The organism is Micromonospora sp. LOL_013 (assembly GCF_048060315.1).
GTDB lineage: Bacteria > Actinomycetota > Actinomycetes > Mycobacteriales > Micromonosporaceae > Micromonospora_E.
In genome coordinates, this window is record NZ_JBHMIQ010000012.1 from 59756 (window position 1) to 78211 (window position 18456).

Consider the following 18456-nt stretch of genomic DNA (forward strand, 5'->3'; position numbering starts at 1 on the left):
ACCACACTGGTCCGTCTTTGAGAGGTTGACCGCTATGAAAAGAAAGAGCAGATTCTTCATCGGGGTTGCCGTCGCCGCCCTGACGGTGTCGGCCTCGGCCGGCTGCGGTAGCGACGACGCAACCGTCGACTCCGGTGGCCAGGAGGGATACCGGATCGGCTTCGTGAACGGCAATACCATCCAGTTCCACACTTGCCTGGAAAAGTCGGTACGGGCGCAGGCCGAGGCGAAGGGCGTGGAACTGCTGGTCGCCAACTCCGCCGGTGATCCCGCCAAAGAGATCTCCAACGTGGAAGACATGATCATCAAGCAGGTTGACGCGATCATCGTGCAGACCGTCAACATCGATGCTCAGCAGGGCGATGTCGACCGAGCCAACCGCGCCGACGTCCCGATTTTCCTGACCTCCGTGGCGGCTGTCGATCCCAACAAGATTCTCGGCGCGGCCACCACCGACGTGGAACACGCCGGCGCGCTGCTCGGCCAGTGGGTGGCCGAGGACGGCGGCCAGGAACCGGCCGAGATCGCGATCATCGGCGGCGCCCCCGGCGCCTCGGCCGACCTGATGAACAAGGGGTTCAAGGCAGCCCTCGGAGACGGTCAGCAGGTGGTCTTCGAGCAGCCGGCGCTGTGGCAGCGGGCCAAGGCGCAGGAGGTCGCGGAGAACCTGCTGCAGGGCAACCCCGGCATCAAGTACCTCTTCGTTCACAACGAGGACATGGCGTTCGGCGCACTCTCCGCGCTCCGAGCCGCCAACCGCGACGACATCAAGATCGTCACAATCAACGGCACCGACGACGGCCTTGCGGCGATCCGCGACGGCCAGATCTCCGCGACGATCAGCCAGCCGCCGCGCCTGATCGGTGAGATGGCCATCGACGCCGTGGTGTCCCTGCTCGACGCCGAGAACGGCGGTTCCGGCCCGGCTGCCCCCAAGGTGCAACAGATCCCCGACCAGCTCATCACCAAGAGCAACGTGGATCAGGCTCCGCAGTACTGCCTGTAGCCCAAGCCCGGTGACGGAAGGCTTCTGATGATCGACCTCGATGATGACCCGGACCGTCGGCGGGGCGTGCGCTCGGTGGCGCGGGCGCTGGACATCCTGACCGCGTTCAGTACCACCCACCCGAGGTTGCACCTGTCCCAGCTTGCGGAGGCCGCCGGGCTGCCGCGCCCGAGCGCCCACCGGATCGCGGTCACGCTCGTCGAACGGGGCTTCCTCCGGCAGGACCCGGACGGGGCGTATCTGCTCGGCATCCGGTTGCTCGAACTGGGCAACCAGGTCTCGGAGAGTTCCGCCCTGACCCACCTGACCCAGCCGGCGGCCGACGAGCTGGCTCGGATCACCGGCGAGACCGTCCTGGTGGCCGAGGTCGACTGGTCGGACTGCACGTTGGTCATCACGGGCAAGCGCCCGGCGGCCCACCCGCTGGCCGTGTCCTCCCCAGTCGGACGGCGCTCGGTGCTCGGCGGCGGATGCATCGGCAAGGCGGCTCTGTCCGGGCTGCCACCCGAGCGGGTCGCCGAGATCGTGCCCCGGCTACGACTGACCCGGCGCACCCCACGGGCGATCGTCGACCATCAGGAGCTCTGCGCCGAGGTCGAGGTGAGCCGCGCCCGGGGCTACGCGATCGAGTCCGGCGAGTATCTGGTCGGTGTGGCCGGGGTCGCCGTACCGGTGACGGTCAACGGCCGGGTCGCGGGGGCGCTCGCCGTCATCGGCCCCGCGTCCCGGTTCCTGCGGCGCCAACTCGACCGGACCGGGCAACTGGTCCGGCAACAACTCACCTCCGCGTCCCCGGGCGAACGGCGTCCGGTGGCAACCGCGATCGAACCGGAAGGATGGGAACACCTGTGAGCCCCAACGAGACACCCGGTTGGGTCACCTTTCCCAGCGGGACCGACCAGATCCAGGGCTACCTGGCCCTGCCCGAACCGCGCGCCGACCGGCTCCCTCCGGTCGTGCTGATGGCGCACGAGAACCTCGGCGTCACCGAGCACCGGCAGGACGTCACCCGCCGCTACGCGGCGCAGGGGTTCGCCTGCCTGACGGTGAACATGTTCAGCCGCGTCGGTGGCCGACCCCCACAGGACTACACCACTGTGGAGGAGCGACGTGCCAAGGCGTTCCTGGCGGCGACCGACGAGCAGGCCGTACCCGACTTCGAGGCTGCGCTCGACTACCTCGCCGGGCGCGGCGACGTGGACACCTCTCGGGCCGCGGCCGTCGGTTTCTGCCTCGGCGGCGGGACGGTACTGGTCTGGGCGACCCGGACGGACCGGCTGCGCTGTGTCGTGCCGCTCTACGGTCTGCCGGTGCTGCCACCGGAGTACTCCCCGACCGGGCGACCACGCTCCCGGATCGAGGCCGCCGAGTCGGTCCGCTGCCCGGTTCAGGCCCACTACGGGGAGGCGGACCAGTTCATTCCGCTCGACGAGGTCCGCCAACTCAAGCAGGCGTTGGCCCGCAGTGGCCAGTCCACCGAGCTGCACCTGCATCCGGACGCCGGGCACGCGTACCACGACGACACCCATCCGAACTACCACTCCAAGGCGGCCCAGGAGACCGACCGGCTCACGTTCGACTTCCTGCACGCGTACCTCGACCGGTGAGGCGCCGGCTGTGATGACGCTCTGGACCGAACTGCTCGGCGCCGAGGTGCGCTGGGTCGACGCGGGTGGTGTGCGTACCCGGACAGTGACCCAGGGCGACGGCCCGCCGGTGCTTCTCCTGCACGGCCGGGGCGGGCACCTGGAGACCTGGTCGCGCACCCTGCCGGCGCTGTCCCGGCGGCGCCGGGTGATCGCGGCCGACCTGATCGGCCACGGACTGACCGCCGCACCGCCCGGCGAGTACTCCGTCGACCGGCTGCTCAGCCACGTCGTGGACCTGCTCGACGCGCTCCGGCTGCCCCGTGTCGATCTGGTGGGACAGTCACTCGGCGGCTGGGTAGCGGCCCTGCTCGCGATCACCCGACCGGAGCGGGTCGACCGGCTGGTCCTGGTCGAACCGGCTGGGCTGCAGTCCGAGCAGGAACGGCTCGACGACCCGAGGGTACGCGCGGCGTACGAGCGCGGCGGCCGGGCCTTCGCCGAGGCGAGCGGAGACAACGTCCGGACCCGGCTGACCGGCCTGTTGGCCGACCCCGACCTGGTCACCGACGAACTCGTCGAGGTCCGGCGCCGGCTCTACGCTCCTGACGCCGCGCGGGCGGTCCACCAGTCCGTCCGCCGCGCCGACAACAGTCGTTGGCTGCTCACCCCCGAGCAGCTGACCAACGTCGCGTCACCGGTGCTACTGGTGCACGGCGAATCCGGCCATCTCCCGACCACCGTGCTGCGCGCGGCCGTCGCCGCGCTTCCCCGGGCCCGGTTGCGAACCGTGCCCGGCGCCCGGCAGTGGCCGCACTACGAACGTCCGGACCTGGTAAACCCCGAGATCGAGAAATTCCTTGAGGAGAACGATGACATTCTGGCTTGACGCGCTCGGCGCGGAGGTGCGGTTCCGGGACGCGGGCGGCTGGCGTACCCGATCGATCGAAGCCGGCGATGGTGAGCCGGTCATCATGATGGGCGGCCTGACCGGGCACGCCGAGGGCTTCATCCGCAACGTGCTGCCGTTGGCGGAGCGCGGCCTTCGGGTGTACGCGATCGACTGCCTGGGGCACGGGCTCACCGCACGACCCACCGACGTCACGTACCACACGCCGGTCTTCGTGGACCACCTGCTGCGGTTCCTCGACGCGATCGGCGCGCCCCGGGCACACCTGGTTGGTCAGTCACTCGGGGGATGGGTCGCGATGTGGGCGGCGCTGCACCACCCGGACCGGGTGGGCCGGGTGGTCTCCGTCACGGGCGCCGGCCTGCTGCTCGACGACGAGGAGAGCCGCCGGGAGAGCGAGCGGGTGCACCAGCGGGTCGGCGACGTGACCCGGCGTGCCGCCCAGGCTCCGACGCTGGACAGCGTGCGGAAGCGGCTGGAGTGGCTGATGCACGACCCGTCGACAGTCACCGACGAACTGGTGCAGACAAGGTACCGGTACTACACGTTGCCCGGGAGCCAGGAGGCGATGGCGAAGCTGATCGCCGAGCAGCCCGGTGAGGAGAACCGGCGCTACCTGCTACGTGAAGCCGACCTGCGACAGATCCCGCACGAGACCCTGGTGCTCTGGAGCGAGCACAATCCGACTACGCCCGCCACGGTCGGGGAACGGGCCAGCAAGCTCCTGCCGGCCGGGTCGTTCGCCCTGATCGAGGCTGCCGGTCACTGGCCGATGTTCGAACAGCCGGCGGCGTTCAACCGGGTCGTCGGTGACTTTCTGGCCCGGCCGTGACGCGGCCCGTTGCGGCACCGGCGGAACAGGTCGCCCAGGGCTGCCGGGTGCTCGCCGCCAACGGTCATTCGGATCTGGTGTGGGGTCACCTGTCCCTGCGCGACCCGACCGGCGCCGGGATCTGGATGAAGGCGGCCGGGTACGGCTTCGAGGAGGTCGACGCGGACGGGGTGCTCCTGCTCGACTCCGCCGGAACCGTGCTGCCGCTTCCGCAAGCGGGGTCGCGGGCTGCGGGCCGGCGGCACCTCGAGTATCCGATCCACACCGAGATCCTGTCCCGACGGTCTGATGTGAACGCTGTGGTGCACAGCCACGGCGAGGCGGCCGTCACCTTCGCCGCCACCGGCCACCCGCTCCGCCCGCTGGCACACGAAGGCACCCTGTTCAGTCCGCCAGACATCGCCCGGTTCACCACCACCGGCGACCTGATCCGGACCCCGGAGCAGGGGGCGGCGGTGGCCGAGGCGCTAGGTGACCGCAACGCCCTCCTGCTGCGCCATCACGGGCTGGTCACCGTGGGGGTCGATGTCCCGACCGCGGTGCTGACGGCGGTGTTCCTGGAGAAGGCCTGCCGGATGCAGCTCACCGCCATGGCCACCGGCGCCGAGTTCACCTGGTCGGACGACGCGGAGGCGCGCGCCAAGCGGGACCGCTGCTACGGCCCCCGCCAACTCGCCGACGCCTGGGCCTACCTCGTGCGGACCCTGCCCGGGTGACCCCATGACCACCATCGGACCTGTCGTCCGGCCTCGGCGCCGGCCTCCCACATCCGCGAGGAGTCCTGTCGTGTCGCAGCACCCACCCCACCTTCGCGACCGGGCCGCAGCCCGGTTGCGTCGTGCGGCATACGAACGCCTTCCCTGTCAGCCCGTCCGTGACCTGCTCGGATCGGACGATGTCGATGCCGCCTACGCGGTGCAGGCGGCGAACACCCGGCACGCCTGCGAGCTCGGTCGCCACCGGATCGGGCGCAAGGTCGGACTGACCTCGTCGGCAGTGCGACGGCAACTCGGAGTACATCAGCCGGATCTCGGCACGCTCCTCGACGACGCCCTGGTCCCGTCCGCTGGTCGGGTCGATCCGGGCCGGCTGCTGCAGCCCCGGATCGAGGCCGAGGTGGCCTTCGTGCTCGGCCGTGACCTCGACGCCACGACGGCCGACGTCGAGCAGGTCCGGGACGCTGTCGAGTACGCGGTCGCCGCGCTGGAGATATGCGACAGCCGGATCGCCGGCTGGGACATCTCGATCACGGACACCGTCGCCGACAACGCATCGGCCGGGCTGTTCGTGCTCGGTCCGGATCGGGTCGACATCTCCGACTTGGATCTGTCGGCGGTGACGATGACCATGCATCGCAACGGAACGCAGGTCGCCAGCGGGTCCGGCGCGGACTGTCTGGACGATCCGCTCAACGCCCTGCGGTGGTTGGCGAACGCGGCCCTGACCTACGGCGAACCGCTCCAGGCCGGAGAAATCGTCCTCAGTGGGGCGCTCGGTCCGATGGTCCCGGTCACCGCCGGCGACGAGGTCGCCGCCACCATTTCCGCAGTCGGTTCGGTGGCTGTCTCGATCGGGTCCGCCGAGGAGGTCCACACCCATGGCTGAGGCGCTCACGTCCACCGCCGGCAGGTCCGACGGCCGGCCAGCCGCGAAGGCGGCGGTGATCGGTTCGGGCAACATCGGCACCGACCTGATGATCAAGATACTGCGGCAGTCGGCCGTGCTGCGAATGGGTGTCCTGGTCGGCATCGATCCCGACTCCGACGGGCTGGCCCGGGCCCGCCGGCTCGGAGTCCCGGCCACTTCGGACGGGGTGCGAGGGCTGCTGGCCCGGGACGACTTCGACGAGATCGAGGTCGTCTTTGACGCCACCTCGGCCCGGGCACACCGCGACAACGCTGCCGCGCTGCGGCACACCGGAGTACGCATGGTCGACCTCACGCCCGCCGCGATCGGTCCGTACGTCGTGCCCTCGGTCAACCTGGACGCCAACCTGGCGGCACCGAACCTGAACATGGTCACCTGCGGCGGCCAGGCGACGATCCCGGTCGTCGCCGCGGTCGGAAGTGTCGCCCCGGTGCGTTATGCCGAGATCGTCGCCTCGATCGCCTCCCGGTCGGCCGGTCCCGGCACCCGGGCGAACATCGACGAGTTCACCGAGACCACGGCCCGGGCGATCGAGCGGGTCGGTGGCGCGGACCGCGGCAAGGCGATCATCGTCCTGAATCCAGCCGAGCCACCGCTGCTGATGCGGGACACGGTGCTTTGCCTGGTCGACGACTGCGACCCGCAGGTAGTGGAGGCTGCGGTTGCCGAAATGGTTGCTCGGGTGGCTACCTACGTACCCGGCTACCGGCTCAAACAGCGGGTCCAGTTCGATCGGATCAGGGCTGGCGACCCGCGCGCCCAACTGGCGCCATCGGCGAGGAACCTGGCCTGGCAGATCTCCGTGTTTCTGGAGGTCGAGGGTGCCGCGCACTACCTGCCCGCGTACGCCGGCAATCTCGACATCATGACGTCGGCCGCGCTACGGGTCGGTGAGTGTCTGGTTCGGACGGGAGGAGCGGCGTGACTGATCGGCTCTACGTCCAGGATGTAACGCTACGGGACGGCATGCATGCGATCCGCCACCAGTACACCCTGGCGCAGGTCCGGACCATCGCGGCCGCGCTGGACGCGGCCGGGGTGGACGCGATCGAGGTGTCACACGGCGACGGTCTCGCCGGTGGCAGCCTCACCTACGGCCCCGGCGCACACTCCGACCTGGAGTGGATAGCCGAGGTCGCGGAGGTGGTCCGGCGGGCCCGGCTCACCACCCTGCTGCTGCCCGGCATCGGCACCGTCGACGATCTGCGCCGGGCACGGGAGCTTGGGGTCGCCTCCGTCCGAATCGCCACCCACTGCACCGAGGCCGACATCGCCGCACAGCACATCGAGGCCGCCCGGGAACTCGGCATGGATGTGGCCGGGTTCCTGATGATGTCGCACCTGGCGGAGCCCGCCGAACTCGCGGCGCAGGCTCGGCTGATGGAGTCGTACGGCGCACACTGCGTCTATGTCACCGACTCGGGCGGTCGGCTCACGATGACCGGAGTGCGGGACCGGATCCGGGCGTACCGGGACGTGCTCGACCCGCGTACCGGCATCGGCATCCACGCCCATCACAACCTCGGTCTCGGTGTGGCGAACTCTGTCGTCGCGGTGGAGGAGGGCGCCATACGGGTGGACGCGTCGTTGGCCGGTCAGGGTGCCGGCGCCGGCAACTGTCCGATCGAGGCGTTCGTGGCGGTGGCCGAACTCACCGGGTGGGCCTCCGGCTGCGACCTGTTCGCTCTGATGGACGCCGCCGACGACCTGGTCCGGCCACTGCAGGACCGGCCGGTCCGCGTCGACCGGGAAACCCTCAGCCTCGGCTACGCGGGCGTGTACTCAAGCTTCCTCCGGCACGCCGAGCGGGCCGCGGCCGCCCACGGGGTCGACACCCGCGAGATCCTGGTCGAGGTGGGCCGGCGCGGCCTGGTCGGTGGCCAGGAGGACATGATCGTCGATATCGCCCTGGACCTGGCAGCCGGCCGGTGAGTCGGCGCAGACCGGCCGGTTGGCCTACGGGATCACCCAGATCCGCGCCCACAGCCAGTAGACCAGCGACACCAGCGCCATGATCGCGACGAAGGCCAGCGGCACCGCGATCAACGCGGTCAGGATCGGAAACCGGCGGTGCAGCCGTTGCCGCCGCTGCCAGCGCCACCAGGCCCGGCGGACCCTCGGTCCGCCGGGCAGGCGCAACGCGGCCAGCATCACCCGGCGCCGCCAGGTGACCCGGACCGGCTCCGGGTCACGGATCCAAGCCGGCAGGGTGACCGGCTGCCGGCCACGCCGGGGCTGACCTACCTCGTCGGTACGCGGACCGGCAGCGTCGCTGTGGTCGCCGGGCATGTCGGCCATGGCTTCCTCGCTGATCGAAGGGTGTTGGCGTCGGCGATGCCGAACCACGGCCCGATGGTGACAGCGGTACGCCAGCTTGTCGTGATCATTTCGCCTGGTCAGGCAGCCCAGACGAGACAGAACGGGTGGCCGGCGGGGTCGGCGTAGACGCGCCAGTCGGGGCCGGCGCCGTCGAGGCGGGTGGCGCCGATGGCGAGGGCGGCCCGTTCGGCGGTGTCGACGTCCTGGACCTGCACGTCGAGGTGGATCTGCTGCGGGTACGCCGGGTCCGGCCAGCGGGGCGCGGCGTACTGCTCGACCTGCTGGAACAGGACGGGCTGCGCGCCCTGTTCGCCGATCATGGCGATCCCGTCCCCCTCGTAGGTCACCGGTCTGCCGAGCAGCCCCGCGTAGAAGTGGCTCAGCTCCTTGGCGTCGGGGCAGTCGAGCATGACACCCGCCAGAGTGGTACGCGGCTCGTCAGCTTTCAGACACAGGCAGAACGGGTGGCCGGCCGGGTCGGCGAGGGTGTGCCACCGTTCGTTGCGTTGCAACAGGCTGGCACCGAGTTGCTGGGCGCGGTCCGCCGCCGCGTCGATGTCCGACACCTGGAAGTCGAGGTGGGCCTGCTGCGGTCGGTCCTGGCCGGGCCAGTCCGGCGGTACGTGGTCGGCCGCCTGTTGCAGCCCGATCCGCCAGCCGTCGTCGGTGACAAGGGTGATCCAGTCGTCGTCATCGTCGCCGGTGGGGCGGCGTCGCCAGCCGGCGAGCTGTTCGTAGAAGGTGGCCAGGCGGTCGATGCCCGGCGCGTCGATCGCCACGGCCCGCAGTGAGCCGACCGCCTGCCGGTCTGGTCCGGTGGTCATTCCCCCGATCCTGCCGACCCCAGCGCCGGCCCGCCACCGGAATTCGGCGTCGGTCGCCGTTGCCAGGACGCGTGGCCTACGGGTGATCTCGGTGGTGCAGGGTCGCTGGTACGCCACCTCCGTCTACCTGTTATCCGTTCCGCCCGATCGATGGCCAGCAGCGACAAGATGGTCTCGGCGGTACGGTTGGCGGCGGCGGTCGATGCGGCGTGCCGGATTCCGTACGGCCGGGGGCGGGTTTCGGGAGGCGGCGCGATGAGTTCGACGGTGGGCGACAACGTAGGGCGGCTACGTCGACTCAGGGGACTCACTCAGGAGCAGTTGGCGGAGGCGGCCGGGCTTGCGGTCGAGACGATCCAGAAGCTGGAGCAGAACAAGCCGGGATCACCGCGGATGTCGACCTTGCGAGCGGTCGCCGCCGCGCTTGCCGTGCCGACGTCCGTACTGGTCGGGCCTCCTGTCGCCAGCCCGGCGGCCGGTGCCGGAGCCGATGACGACGAGATCGCGGTTGGCCTGCTACGGCGGGCGCTGACTCCGGCCCGTGGCTTGAGCGGGACGACCGTCGGTGGTGTCTCGACAGATCCGCCGACAGTGCGGGAACTGCAGACGTCGATTGCCGATATCGATCGGATCTACCATGGCGACGATTACGCCACCGCGCTCGCCCGGTTACCGGCGCTGATCGGCGAAGCCCGCACCCTTGTCGACGCGAGTGGCGGCGATCAGCGGACCGCAGGTGCGGGGCAGCTCGCTCAGGCGTACCAGATCGCCGGGACGGCGTTGATCCAGCTCCGGCGTTTCGATCTTGCCTCCCATGCGCTGAGTCTCGCGCTCGACGTCGCGGACGAGTCCGGAGACGAACTGGTCGCCGCGTCAGTCGTCACCACGATGTGCTGGCTGTTGCTCCGGCAGGGGCGGTTCGACGAGGCCGAGCGGTTGGCCCTCGCCACGGCGGACGCGATCGAGCCACGCTTTTCACGTACTGACCCGACCCGGCTCGCGGTCTGGGGCTGGCTCATGCTGCGCGGGTCGGCCGCGGCGATCCGCGACGGTCGCGCCGACGACGCCAGAGAAATGCTGACGCCGCCGGTGCGGCAGCGGTCCGGATCGGCGAGCAGCTACCAGCAGACGTGGCTCTTCGCATGCCGGTGACCACGGGTGCCTTCTGTCCGGTGACCGTGCAGATGAAGCGGGTGGAGATGTCGGTCGTGGCGGGCGACCCGGTCACGGCGCTCGCGTTGGCGGAACGCGTACCTCCGGGGCGCGGCCGGGCCACGTCGGACAACCGGAATCGTCACCAGCTCGACCGTGCCTGGGCCAACTCTGAGCGCGGCGACCTGGTCGAAGCGACGCGCATTCTGTCCGGGCTCCGAGTGGAGTCGCCGACCTGGTTGCGGCATCAGCGGTACGCCCGGGACATCGTCACCACGGTCCTGGCCCGCCACCGTCGATCGGTAAGCCAGGAGCTGGCCACGCTGGCTGACCTGCTGGGTGCGGAGTCCTGAGCGTCCTTTCACAGGGGCGCCTGTCCGCATCGGGGCATGATCGACGCGGTCGCCTCGGACGCGATGCGGTAGGCGATCACTCGATCCTGCGCCGCTGTGGAAGCGAGCGCGTCGGTCACATCAGGCAGTGACAAGATGATCATCATTCTGCGGTACGGTTGTCAGCGGTGAGCGTCGAAGTCTCGCTGACGCGGCGCTGATCTTCCGGCGATCAGGGATGGTCGAGATGGCAGAGTCAGAAGGTTCGAGCTTCTCCCGTCGACTGGGTCAGCTGCGGACTGAGTGCGATATGTCGCTGCGTCAGCTCGCCAGGGCGACCTTTTACAGCAAGTCCTATCTCCATGAGCTGGAAAGCGGCTCCAAGCGACCAACGGCGCAGGCTGCCCAGCGGCTCGATTCTGCGCTCCGAGCCGGCGGTGAATTGTCAGCATTAGCTGACACTCAAAGGGCTCTCAGCCGCCGCCAGTTCGTAGCTGGAGCTGGTCTCGCTGCCGCGCTTCCGCATACCTATCTGGATCACGGCTGCCAGATTGGTGCAGATCTTCCGAATCAATTGGTGGAGCGTACCGCGCGGTTGCGTCGTCTGGACGACTTCCTTGGCGGCGCGGACACGTACCAGATGTACGCTGCCGAGCTTGATTCGACAGATCGGCTCATCCGGGACGGACGTTACGCCGAGGACATCCATCGACGGTTGTTGGCGGTGCTCGCCGAGCAGGCGCAGTTGGCCGGCTGGGCCGCCTTCGACGCGGGCCGTCACGGCGACGCGGAGCGGCTGTATCAGGCGAGTCTGACCGCTGCGCAGCAGGCGGACAGCCCGGCGCTTGCCGGCAACGCGCAAGCGTTTCTTGCCTACCAGGCGATCGCGCTCGGCCGGTCCGGCTTGAATCTAGCTATCGCGGCGTGCGAGACAGCGAAAGATGGCGCAACCCCTCGGGTCCTGACTCTCCTGCACTGCCGCCGGGCCTGGACTCACGCCCTTCAAGGACAGGCAGCAGAAGCGGAACGGCAACTCGATACAGGCGCACGGTGGCTGAGCGCCGCCGGTGACCGAGTTGAACCAGATTGGGTCTACTGGGTGGACGACGTCGAGGTCGACATCATGACTGGCCGCTGCTGGTCGGTGCTGCACCGGCCGATGCGCGCGATATCGGTGCTGGAGCACGTCCTGGCGCTGTACAGCGACACGCATGCCCGTGACAAGGCGCTCTATCTGACCTGGCTCGCTGACGCCTACCTCGACGCCAACGAGGTGGAACAGGCGTGCTCCGTGGCGGGCAAGGCAATGCGGCTGGCAGCGGGAGTCGGGTCGATCCGCCCAGCTCAGCGAATCGACTCATTCATGTCGAGGCTGGAGCCTTACGCGGCTCTCCCATGTGTCGTCGACCTACATGGCCAGGCGGCGGAGATGAGCCGGTAGCGTCGCCCGGCCAGGGCAGCTTCAATGTCAACTGCCTGGTGCGGCTTCGTCCGTCGACGATCGAAGCCACTCCAGACATGCTGCCGACCCTGCCACGATTGCCGTGGCGGTGATCTGCGGGTTCTGCCAGGGATGGTGCGCGAGTAGGTGGCGCTCCAAGGCTTCGTACCGGGCGGCCGTCGTGTTGAGTAGCACCTGCCACTCTTCACCCTCGCCCTGGTCGCCGAGATGCCAGAAGACGCTGATCACGGGGCCAACCACCTGAGCGTTCCCAGCCAGGCGAGCACGTACCGCCGATCGGGCGAGGGCTACTGCGGCATCACGTGTCTCGACTGCGGTTGACACCTGTAGATAGTCGCTCATGGTCTGAGGTTAACTCCCGCTCTAGCCGATCCGGTGTCTGCGGACAGCAGATGGTATTCGGCGGACGTCCCCGCCATCGCGTCTTGCGCCAGCGGCCGTGAGTATCGGTTTGTCCTTGCGGACTCCGGTCCTGTTGCGGGTTCTTGGTAAACGGACGCCACCGTACGAGGGAGCACGAAGGTGAATGAGGCATCAGTCTTCTTGTTGGGTCGGGCGGTGGGTGCGGATCCATTCGGCGACCTCGTCGCGGTCCCAGATCCGCATCCGGCCGGAGGCGACGAGCGCGACTGGTGCCGGGAAGCTCGCCCGGTTGGTGATCTCGGTGGCGCGGGTGCGCGATACACCGCCGAGCATCTCGGCGACGTCGGATAGCGCGACGACTCTCACGAGTCGAACGTATGCACCGGCACCCCGTGAACCTTGACAGTTGCAAGGTTGCCTGTGGACGGTCATGGAAGCTGTCCGGGCGAGACATCAGCGGTGTAGCGCCCTGAGCTTGATCGGTTGGGTAACACCAAAACGATCTTGAGAAGGAGAGAGCAGTGATCGTCGAGATGATTCGTGAACTGGTGGTGCGGTGGCGGGAGTGGCGGGACGGGCGGTCGGCGGCGTCGAAGCGCCTGGCCCGGCTCGACCAGGAGCGTGCGGCGGCCAGGCAGCGGCGGTTGGCGGGCAACCGTGGGCACCGCTGGTCGTCCGAGCCGACGATGCTCACTCCGACGCTGCGTCCGCTGATGACCTACGGCCAGATGGTCGGCTACCGCGTACCGGCAGGGTTGTGAGCCTGGTGGACGACGGTGCGAGCGAGTTGGGTCCGAAGGCCGATGCCGATGCCGATGCCGACGACGCCTACTCCACCCGAGAGTGCGAAACCGACGAAGCGGCCGAGGTGGCTCTCACGCTGCGGTGGAGCTTCGAGGACTTGAAGGCCGAGCACGGTGAGGCCGGTGCCCGCCGGATCGTCGCCGAGATCCTTGCCCGGTGGCAGGCCAACGGCGGCGAGCCCGTGTCACTCGACGACGCGTGACCGCTTGGAATCGTCATCTCTTGGAAGGGACGGAACGATGTGGGACATCGGGGCGCTGTTCAGTGCGGCGTTGCTGGGCTTCTGCGCCGGGCTGTGGTCGTTCAAGGTGAAGTCGCGATGGTGTCCGGACTGCGGGCGTAGGACATATCCGTTGGCGGATCGGCGTGGCGGGTAGTCGGCTGCTCCGTGCGCCCGAGCCGAGGCCGGGTGACGTGCTGGTGGTCGGCGGTGAGGCCAGTGTGCAGTTCGCTGGTGAGCGCAGGCTGAGGTTCCGAGTCATCTCGGTCGACCCCGAGCCGACGTACGAGGGCTGGCTCTGGGTCACGGGTTACGTGCTTGACAGGTCCGGCGATGCCGCCGAGCGGCGGGAGATATTCGTGCAACGTGACGGACTCTATCGTCTGCCTTGGCCCGACGGGTCGTAACCTCGCCCGGCCGCCGGGTCGGGCGGTGGTCAGGCGGCGCGGTTGTAGACCGTGATCGTCAGGTTGATCCAACTGAAGACGGTGTATCCCATCCGGACGTCTTCGCGGTTGAACCGCACCGAGGCGAAACGGTCCTCGTTGGTGATCGCGCAGGTGTACCTGGTATCGGGCAGGTCCTCGTCCAACGTCAGCCGGTATTGCGCCGTCGCCTGCTGGCAGAGCTCCGGGCCGTCCCCGGCGGCCTCCCGTAGCTCGGCGTTGTTGATCGCGTCGAGGCCGCTGATGCTGAACCGCAGATCGGCCCGGCCCGTCTCGTCGTAGCCCGTGACGTCCCAGTCCGGGGCGAGTGAGTCGAGGTCGATCTCCGATGTCGCGGAGAGGGGGACGATGGTTTCTGCCCGGTGCACCGTCACCGATGTGCCGCCGGTCGCGGGATCCGGTCCGGCAGTGGTTGGCGACGAACCCGACGAACTCGACGCAGTGGTCCTGGTCGAGCTCGGTGCCGGCGCGCCGGCCTCCCGTGCCGCGTCCGGCCGCGCCGACCAACCGAAGAGGCCCGCCCCGATCAGCGCCAGCACCAGCGCGCTGGTGAAACCAAAGCGAGGGCCGCCGGCCGTACGCCATCTGAAAGCGAGCGCGACCCCGCCGACGAGCAGGCTGCCCGCGATGAGCCGCAGCCCCGCAGTGGGGTGCTCAGTAAAAAAGGACGCGACACCGGCGATCGACCCGGCGACGGCCGCCGCCTGAATGAGTCGGTCGACCCAGTTGATCTTTTGCCGGGGCATGGACGAATCGGTACGCGGCGGCGGTGGATCCACGGTGGCCGACACGACCTCAGGCTATCAAGCAACACACAGCAAGACCGCGACAAATGATTGATCTGCGCCGCTTCCATCTTCGGGTCGGACTCTTAACAACTCTCATCAGGTTCTCGTCAGGCTTCCACCCGCTTCGGGTGCGATCTGCTGGTCGAGATCGAGGTTGAGCGGGCCGTTTGTGTGAGCTGCTTCACCTTCTGACCGATCGGTCAGGATTCCCGGGTTGGCTCCGGCATCCTTGGTTGCGACAGGTGACCTTAGGAACGGAGGTGAGCAAGGTGACGCAGGCCGGCCGGGGCGGCGCAGGCCGGCCCGAACTACGCGAACAGATCCTCGACGTGGCCGCCCAGCGCTTCGCGGAGGTCGGCTTCCGGGGTGCCTCCCTTCAGGACATCGCCGCCGAGGTGGGCTGCGCCAAGGCGTCCCTGCTCTACCACTTCGACAGCAAGGACGCGATCCTCGCCGCCCTGATGAACCCGGCGGTCGCCAGCCTTGCCCAACTCGACCAGCAACTGGCCGGACTCGACGACGAGACCGCCCGCCGTACGGCGATCGACGGCTTCATCGAACTCTGCCTGCGCTACCAGCGGCAGATCGCGGTGCTCTACGCCGAGATCCCGCAGATGCTGCACCAACCCGCCTTCTGCGACCTGGAACAGATGATCGACCGGCTGCTCGACGCCCTCACCGGTCGATCCGGACGCCTGGAGGACCGGTTCGCCGCCCTGGTGGTGCTGGCCGGGGTCGCCGCCGCCAGCTCCAAACACCTCGACCTCGACGCCGACCGGCTCCGCCCGCTGCTGAGCCAGGTGATCGACCGGACCCTTGACCATCCGAGGCCCGGCGCCAGCTGAAGACCCGAAGTTCCGTAACGCCCGACACGACAGAGGATGCCGCATGGCCACCCTGCTATACCGGCTCGGCCGGACCGCCTTTCGCAAGCGACACCTGGTCGTCGCGATCTGGCTGATCGCCCTGGTGGCGCTCGGCTCGGCCGCGCTCGCCTTCCGTGGGCCGACCGTCAGTAACTTCAGCATCCCCGGCACCGAGTCCCAGGAGGCGTTGGACCTGCTGCAGGAGCAGTTCCCCCAGGCCAGCGGAGCCGGCGGTGCGATCGTGATCGCCGCGCCCGAAGGGGAGCAGCTCACCACCGCCGAGGGCCAGGCGGCGGTACTCGCGGTCGTCGGGCAGGCGAACGAACTGCCCGGGGTGGTGGCCGCGCTCGACCCGTTCCAGACCGGGTCGGTCTCTCCGGACGGTCGGTACGCGCTGATCAACGTGCAGTTCGCCGCCCCCACCGACGAGGTCACCGCTGAGCAGCGCGAAGCGTACGAGTCGGTCGGTGAACCGGCCCGCGACGCCGGCTTCCAGGTGGCCCACGGCGGTGAGGTGATGAACACCGAACCGCACGTCGGCTCGCAGGAGGCGATCGGCGTGGCGATCGCCCTGGTGGTCCTGATCATCACCTTCGGTTCGCTGGTCGCCGCCGGAATGACGATGCTCAACGCGCTGATCGGTGTCGGCGCCGGCATGGCCGGCCTGTTCGCGTTGAGCAGCATCGTCGACCTCACCTCGACCGCCCCGGTGCTGGCGCTGATGCTCGGTCTCGCGGTCGGCATCGACTACTCGCTGTTCATCACCTCCCGGCACCGGCAGCACCTGCTCGAAGGGCTGGAACCGGAGGAGGCGGCCGCCCGCGCCGTCGCCACCGCCGGCTCGGCGGTCGTGTTCGCCGGCGCCACCGTGGTCATCGCCCTCGCCGGGCTCGCCGTCGTCGGCATCCCGTTCCTGACCGTGATGGGTCTGGCCGCCGCCGCCACGGTCAGCGTCGCCGTCCTGGTCGCGATCACCCTGCAGCCGGCGCTGCTCGGCTACGCCGGCCGCCGGGTGCTGCCGCGCCGCAAGCGGGCCGTCGACGCGGCCGAGGCGCCGACCACCCACGAGATCCAGGAGTCCTTCGGGTTCCGCTGGGCCCGGCTGATGGTGAAGCTGCGGATCCCGGTGATCGTGCTCGGCGTGGCCGGCCTCGGCACCCTGGCGATCCCCGCCGCCGACATGCGGATCGCGCTTCCGGACGCCAGCACCGCGCCGGTCGGCAGCAGCGAACGGACCGCGTACGACCTGACCACCGCCGGGTTCGGGCCCGGCTTCAACGGCCGGCTGATCATGGTTGTCTCCGGTGACTCGACGGAGGCCGCCACCGCCGCCGCCGGTCAGATCACCGATGCGGTGCAGGGCCTCGACGGCGTACTGATGGTCGCGCCGCCGCAGCCCAGCCAGGACGGGCAGACGGCGATTCTGGCGGTCATCCCGGCGACCGGCCCGACCGAGGCCGAGACCGAGGAGCTCGTCGAGCGGATCCGCGACGAGATCGCCGTACTCGGGCTGGCGCCGGACGACGACGGCTCGGCCGCAGTGGCCCTGACCGGAGCCACCGCCGTCGGCATCGACGTGTCCGACAAGCTCGCCGAGGCGATGCCGGTCTACCTGCTGCTGGTCGTCGGGCTGTCGATCCTGCTGCTGATGCTGGTGTTCCGTTCGATCCTGGTGCCGGTGAAGGCCGCCGTCGGGTTCCTGCTGACCGTCGGCGCGACGTTCGGTATCACCGTGGCGGTGTTCCAGTGGGGCTGGCTGTCCGGGCTGGTCAGTCTGGACACCACCGGCCCGTTGGTCAGCTTCCTGCCGATCCTGCTGATCGGCATCCTGTTCGGCCTGGCCATGGACTACGAGGTGTTCCTGGTCTCCCGGATGCGGGAGGACTTCGTGCACGGTGACACCGCCGTGCAGGCCACGATCAACGGGATGGGACACGGCGCCCGGGTGGTCACCGCCGCCGCGCTGATCATGATCTCGGTCTTCGGCGGGTTCGTGCTGCTCGACGACCCGGTGATCAAGTCGATGGGCTTCGCACTGGCGATCGGCGTACTGATCGACGCGTTCGTGGTGCGGATGACGATCGTGCCGGCGGTGATGTCACTGCTCGGCCCGGCCGCCTGGTGGCTGCCGGGCTTCCTCAGCCGGATCATGCCGAACGTGGACATCGAAGGCGAGCAGCTGCGGGCCCGGCTGGCCGCGCGACGCGACGCCGATTTGGTCGGCAGCGGAGCCGACCGGTCCTGACCCGATGACACCCGGCATCGGTGCGCTGTGCTGCGTACCGATGCCGGGTGCGGCAGGATGCCTGGCATGAACCTGGACCGACCGATCGCACCTGATCCGTACGACCTGCTTCCGCCGGTCAACTCGTTCGCGTTGACCAGCACCGATCTCTCCGAGGGCGGGCCGCTGCCGACGGCCCACGTCTTCACAGGAGCCGGCGGGGCGAACCTGTCCCCGCAGCTGTCCTGGTCGGGCTTTCCGGCGTCGACCAAGGGGTTCGTGGTGACCTGCTTCGACCCGGACGCGCCGACCGGGTGCGGGTTCTGGCACTGGCTGCTGGTCAACCTGCCGGCGTCGGTGACCGAGCTGGCGCAGGGCGCCGGCGGTGACCCGGCGAAGGCGGCGCCGGGCGCGTTCGGCGTACGCAACGACTTCGGCAACGCCGGGTACGACGGTGCCGCACCGCCGGCCGGTGACCGGCCGCACCGGTACATCTTCGCGGTGCACGCCCTCGACGTCGAAGGGCTCGACCTCGGCCCGACGGCCACCCCGGCATACGTCGGCTTCAACCTGGCCTTCCACACCCTCGCCCGGGCGAGGCTGACGGCCACCTACCAGCAGCCGGGCTGACCGTTACCCCTGCGCGGCCGGTGCCCACCGGCCGCGCGGCGCGGG

Annotated in this window: 23 protein-coding genes; 17 read left to right on the forward strand and 6 right to left on the reverse strand. The window is 69.3% G+C overall.

Translation table 11 applies throughout. The features are described from left to right. The first annotated feature begins 34 nt into the window (after window positions 1-34). From ACFHWS_RS10150 to dmpG, 9 genes are all read left to right on the forward strand, one after another. On the forward strand, window positions 35-1006 hold the full coding sequence (locus ACFHWS_RS10150) for a sugar ABC transporter substrate-binding protein (protein ID WP_416568067.1): 972 nt from the start codon (window positions 35-37) through the stop codon (window positions 1004-1006). A gap of 27 nt (window positions 1007-1033) precedes the next feature. Continuing rightward, entirely contained in the window at window positions 1034-1858 is an 825-nt protein-coding gene (locus tag ACFHWS_RS10155; RefSeq protein ID WP_416553952.1) for an IclR family transcriptional regulator, read from the forward strand. Then, entirely contained in the window at window positions 1855-2613 is a 759-nt protein-coding gene (locus ACFHWS_RS10160; RefSeq protein ID WP_416553954.1) for a dienelactone hydrolase family protein, read from the forward strand. The genes ACFHWS_RS10155 and ACFHWS_RS10160 overlap by 4 nt, the downstream gene beginning before the upstream one ends. Window positions 2614-2626: 13 nt before the next feature. Then, window positions 2627-3481 (forward strand): alpha/beta fold hydrolase, encoded by an 855-nt coding sequence (locus ACFHWS_RS10165; RefSeq protein WP_416553956.1) that lies wholly within the window; start codon window positions 2627-2629, stop codon window positions 3479-3481. After that, window positions 3465-4334, forward strand: a complete 870-nt coding sequence (locus ACFHWS_RS10170) for an alpha/beta fold hydrolase (RefSeq protein ID WP_416553958.1) — start codon at window positions 3465-3467, stop codon at window positions 4332-4334. The genes ACFHWS_RS10165 and ACFHWS_RS10170 overlap by 17 nt, the downstream gene beginning before the upstream one ends. After that, entirely contained in the window at window positions 4331-5050 is a 720-nt protein-coding gene (locus ACFHWS_RS10175) for a class II aldolase/adducin family protein (protein ID WP_416568068.1), read from the forward strand. The genes ACFHWS_RS10170 and ACFHWS_RS10175 overlap by 4 nt, the downstream gene beginning before the upstream one ends. A gap of 70 nt (window positions 5051-5120) precedes the next feature. Continuing rightward, window positions 5121-5939 (forward strand): 2-keto-4-pentenoate hydratase, encoded by an 819-nt coding sequence (locus ACFHWS_RS10180; RefSeq protein WP_416553962.1) that lies wholly within the window; start codon window positions 5121-5123, stop codon window positions 5937-5939. Further along, on the forward strand, window positions 5932-6906 hold the full coding sequence (locus ACFHWS_RS10185) for an acetaldehyde dehydrogenase (acetylating) (protein ID WP_416553964.1): 975 nt from the start codon (window positions 5932-5934) through the stop codon (window positions 6904-6906). The genes ACFHWS_RS10180 and ACFHWS_RS10185 overlap by 8 nt, the downstream gene beginning before the upstream one ends. Then, window positions 6903-7913 carry a 4-hydroxy-2-oxovalerate aldolase gene (gene dmpG / locus ACFHWS_RS10190; RefSeq protein ID WP_416553966.1) on the forward strand — a complete coding sequence of 337 codons (1011 nt, stop codon included), beginning with the start codon at window positions 6903-6905 and terminating at the stop codon, window positions 7911-7913. The genes ACFHWS_RS10185 and dmpG overlap by 4 nt, the downstream gene beginning before the upstream one ends. A gap of 24 nt (window positions 7914-7937) precedes the next feature. Here the strand turns inward: dmpG and ACFHWS_RS10195 are convergent, their stop codons facing one another. Together ACFHWS_RS10195 and ACFHWS_RS10200 are read right to left on the reverse strand one after the other, a co-directional pair. Next, window positions 7938-8279: a hypothetical protein gene (locus ACFHWS_RS10195; RefSeq protein WP_416568069.1), complete on the reverse strand. Its 342-nt coding sequence runs from the start codon at window positions 8277-8279 to the stop codon at window positions 7938-7940. 98 nt (window positions 8280-8377) lie between these two features. Beyond that, on the reverse strand, window positions 8378-9124 hold the full coding sequence (locus tag ACFHWS_RS10200) for a VOC family protein (protein ID WP_416553970.1): 747 nt from the start codon (window positions 9122-9124) through the stop codon (window positions 8378-8380). 150 nt (window positions 9125-9274) lie between these two features. Between ACFHWS_RS10200 and ACFHWS_RS10205 the strand changes: the two genes are divergently transcribed. After that, window positions 9275-10276 carry a helix-turn-helix domain-containing protein gene (locus ACFHWS_RS10205; protein ID WP_416568070.1) on the forward strand — a complete coding sequence of 334 codons (1002 nt, stop codon included), beginning with the start codon at window positions 9275-9277 and terminating at the stop codon, window positions 10274-10276. Between the two features lie 20 nt (window positions 10277-10296). Beyond that, window positions 10297-10629, forward strand: coding sequence for a hypothetical protein (locus ACFHWS_RS10210; RefSeq protein WP_416568071.1), 333 nt, complete (start codon window positions 10297-10299; stop codon window positions 10627-10629). Window positions 10630-10637: 8 nt separating this feature from the next. On the opposite strand, the gene ACFHWS_RS10215 is transcribed toward ACFHWS_RS10210, so the two are convergent. Further along, the gene (locus tag ACFHWS_RS10215) at window positions 10638-10775 is read right to left on the reverse strand and encodes a hypothetical protein (protein WP_416553976.1); all 138 of its coding nucleotides are present in this window, start codon (window positions 10773-10775) and stop codon (window positions 10638-10640) included. Between the two features lie 80 nt (window positions 10776-10855). On the opposite strand from ACFHWS_RS10215, the gene ACFHWS_RS10220 reads away from it, so the two are divergent. Beyond that, a complete protein-coding gene (locus tag ACFHWS_RS10220) occupies window positions 10856-12049 on the forward strand; it encodes a helix-turn-helix domain-containing protein (protein ID WP_416568072.1) in 1194 nt (397 codons plus the stop codon). Between the two features lie 27 nt (window positions 12050-12076). Here the strand turns inward: ACFHWS_RS10220 and cutA are convergent, their stop codons facing one another. After that, window positions 12077-12412: a divalent-cation tolerance protein CutA gene (cutA, locus tag ACFHWS_RS10225; protein WP_416553980.1), complete on the reverse strand. Its 336-nt coding sequence runs from the start codon at window positions 12410-12412 to the stop codon at window positions 12077-12079. A 192-nt stretch (window positions 12413-12604) separates the two neighbouring features. Beyond that, window positions 12605-12799 carry a helix-turn-helix transcriptional regulator gene (locus ACFHWS_RS10230; RefSeq protein ID WP_123604313.1) on the reverse strand — a complete coding sequence of 65 codons (195 nt, stop codon included), beginning with the start codon at window positions 12797-12799 and terminating at the stop codon, window positions 12605-12607. A 155-nt stretch (window positions 12800-12954) separates the two neighbouring features. Here ACFHWS_RS10230 and ACFHWS_RS10235 point away from each other — a divergent pair, with 155 nt between their 5' ends. Together ACFHWS_RS10235 and ACFHWS_RS10240 are read left to right on the forward strand one after the other, a co-directional pair. Further along, window positions 12955-13194 (forward strand): hypothetical protein, encoded by a 240-nt coding sequence (locus ACFHWS_RS10235; protein ID WP_282232799.1) that lies wholly within the window; start codon window positions 12955-12957, stop codon window positions 13192-13194. Beyond that, complete coding sequence (locus ACFHWS_RS10240; protein WP_416568073.1) at window positions 13191-13439, forward strand: hypothetical protein; 249 nt, start codon at window positions 13191-13193, stop codon at window positions 13437-13439. The genes ACFHWS_RS10235 and ACFHWS_RS10240 overlap by 4 nt, the downstream gene beginning before the upstream one ends. A gap of 454 nt (window positions 13440-13893) precedes the next feature. Here the strand turns inward: ACFHWS_RS10240 and ACFHWS_RS10245 are convergent, their stop codons facing one another. Continuing rightward, complete coding sequence (locus tag ACFHWS_RS10245) at window positions 13894-14694, reverse strand: hypothetical protein (RefSeq protein WP_416553986.1); 801 nt, start codon at window positions 14692-14694, stop codon at window positions 13894-13896. 257 nt (window positions 14695-14951) lie between these two features. Between ACFHWS_RS10245 and ACFHWS_RS10250 the strand changes: the two genes are divergently transcribed. The 3 genes from ACFHWS_RS10250 to ACFHWS_RS10260 all read left to right on the forward strand — a co-directional run bounded on the left by ACFHWS_RS10250 (window position 14952) and on the right by ACFHWS_RS10260 (window position 18411). Beyond that, a complete protein-coding gene (locus tag ACFHWS_RS10250) occupies window positions 14952-15536 on the forward strand; it encodes a TetR/AcrR family transcriptional regulator (RefSeq protein ID WP_416553988.1) in 585 nt (194 codons plus the stop codon). A gap of 43 nt (window positions 15537-15579) precedes the next feature. Beyond that, complete coding sequence (locus ACFHWS_RS10255) at window positions 15580-17802, forward strand: MMPL family transporter (RefSeq protein ID WP_416553990.1); 2223 nt, start codon at window positions 15580-15582, stop codon at window positions 17800-17802. A 66-nt stretch (window positions 17803-17868) separates the two neighbouring features. Beyond that, window positions 17869-18411: a YbhB/YbcL family Raf kinase inhibitor-like protein gene (locus tag ACFHWS_RS10260; RefSeq protein WP_416553992.1), complete on the forward strand. Its 543-nt coding sequence runs from the start codon at window positions 17869-17871 to the stop codon at window positions 18409-18411. The last annotated feature ends 45 nt before the right edge of the window (window positions 18412-18456 follow it).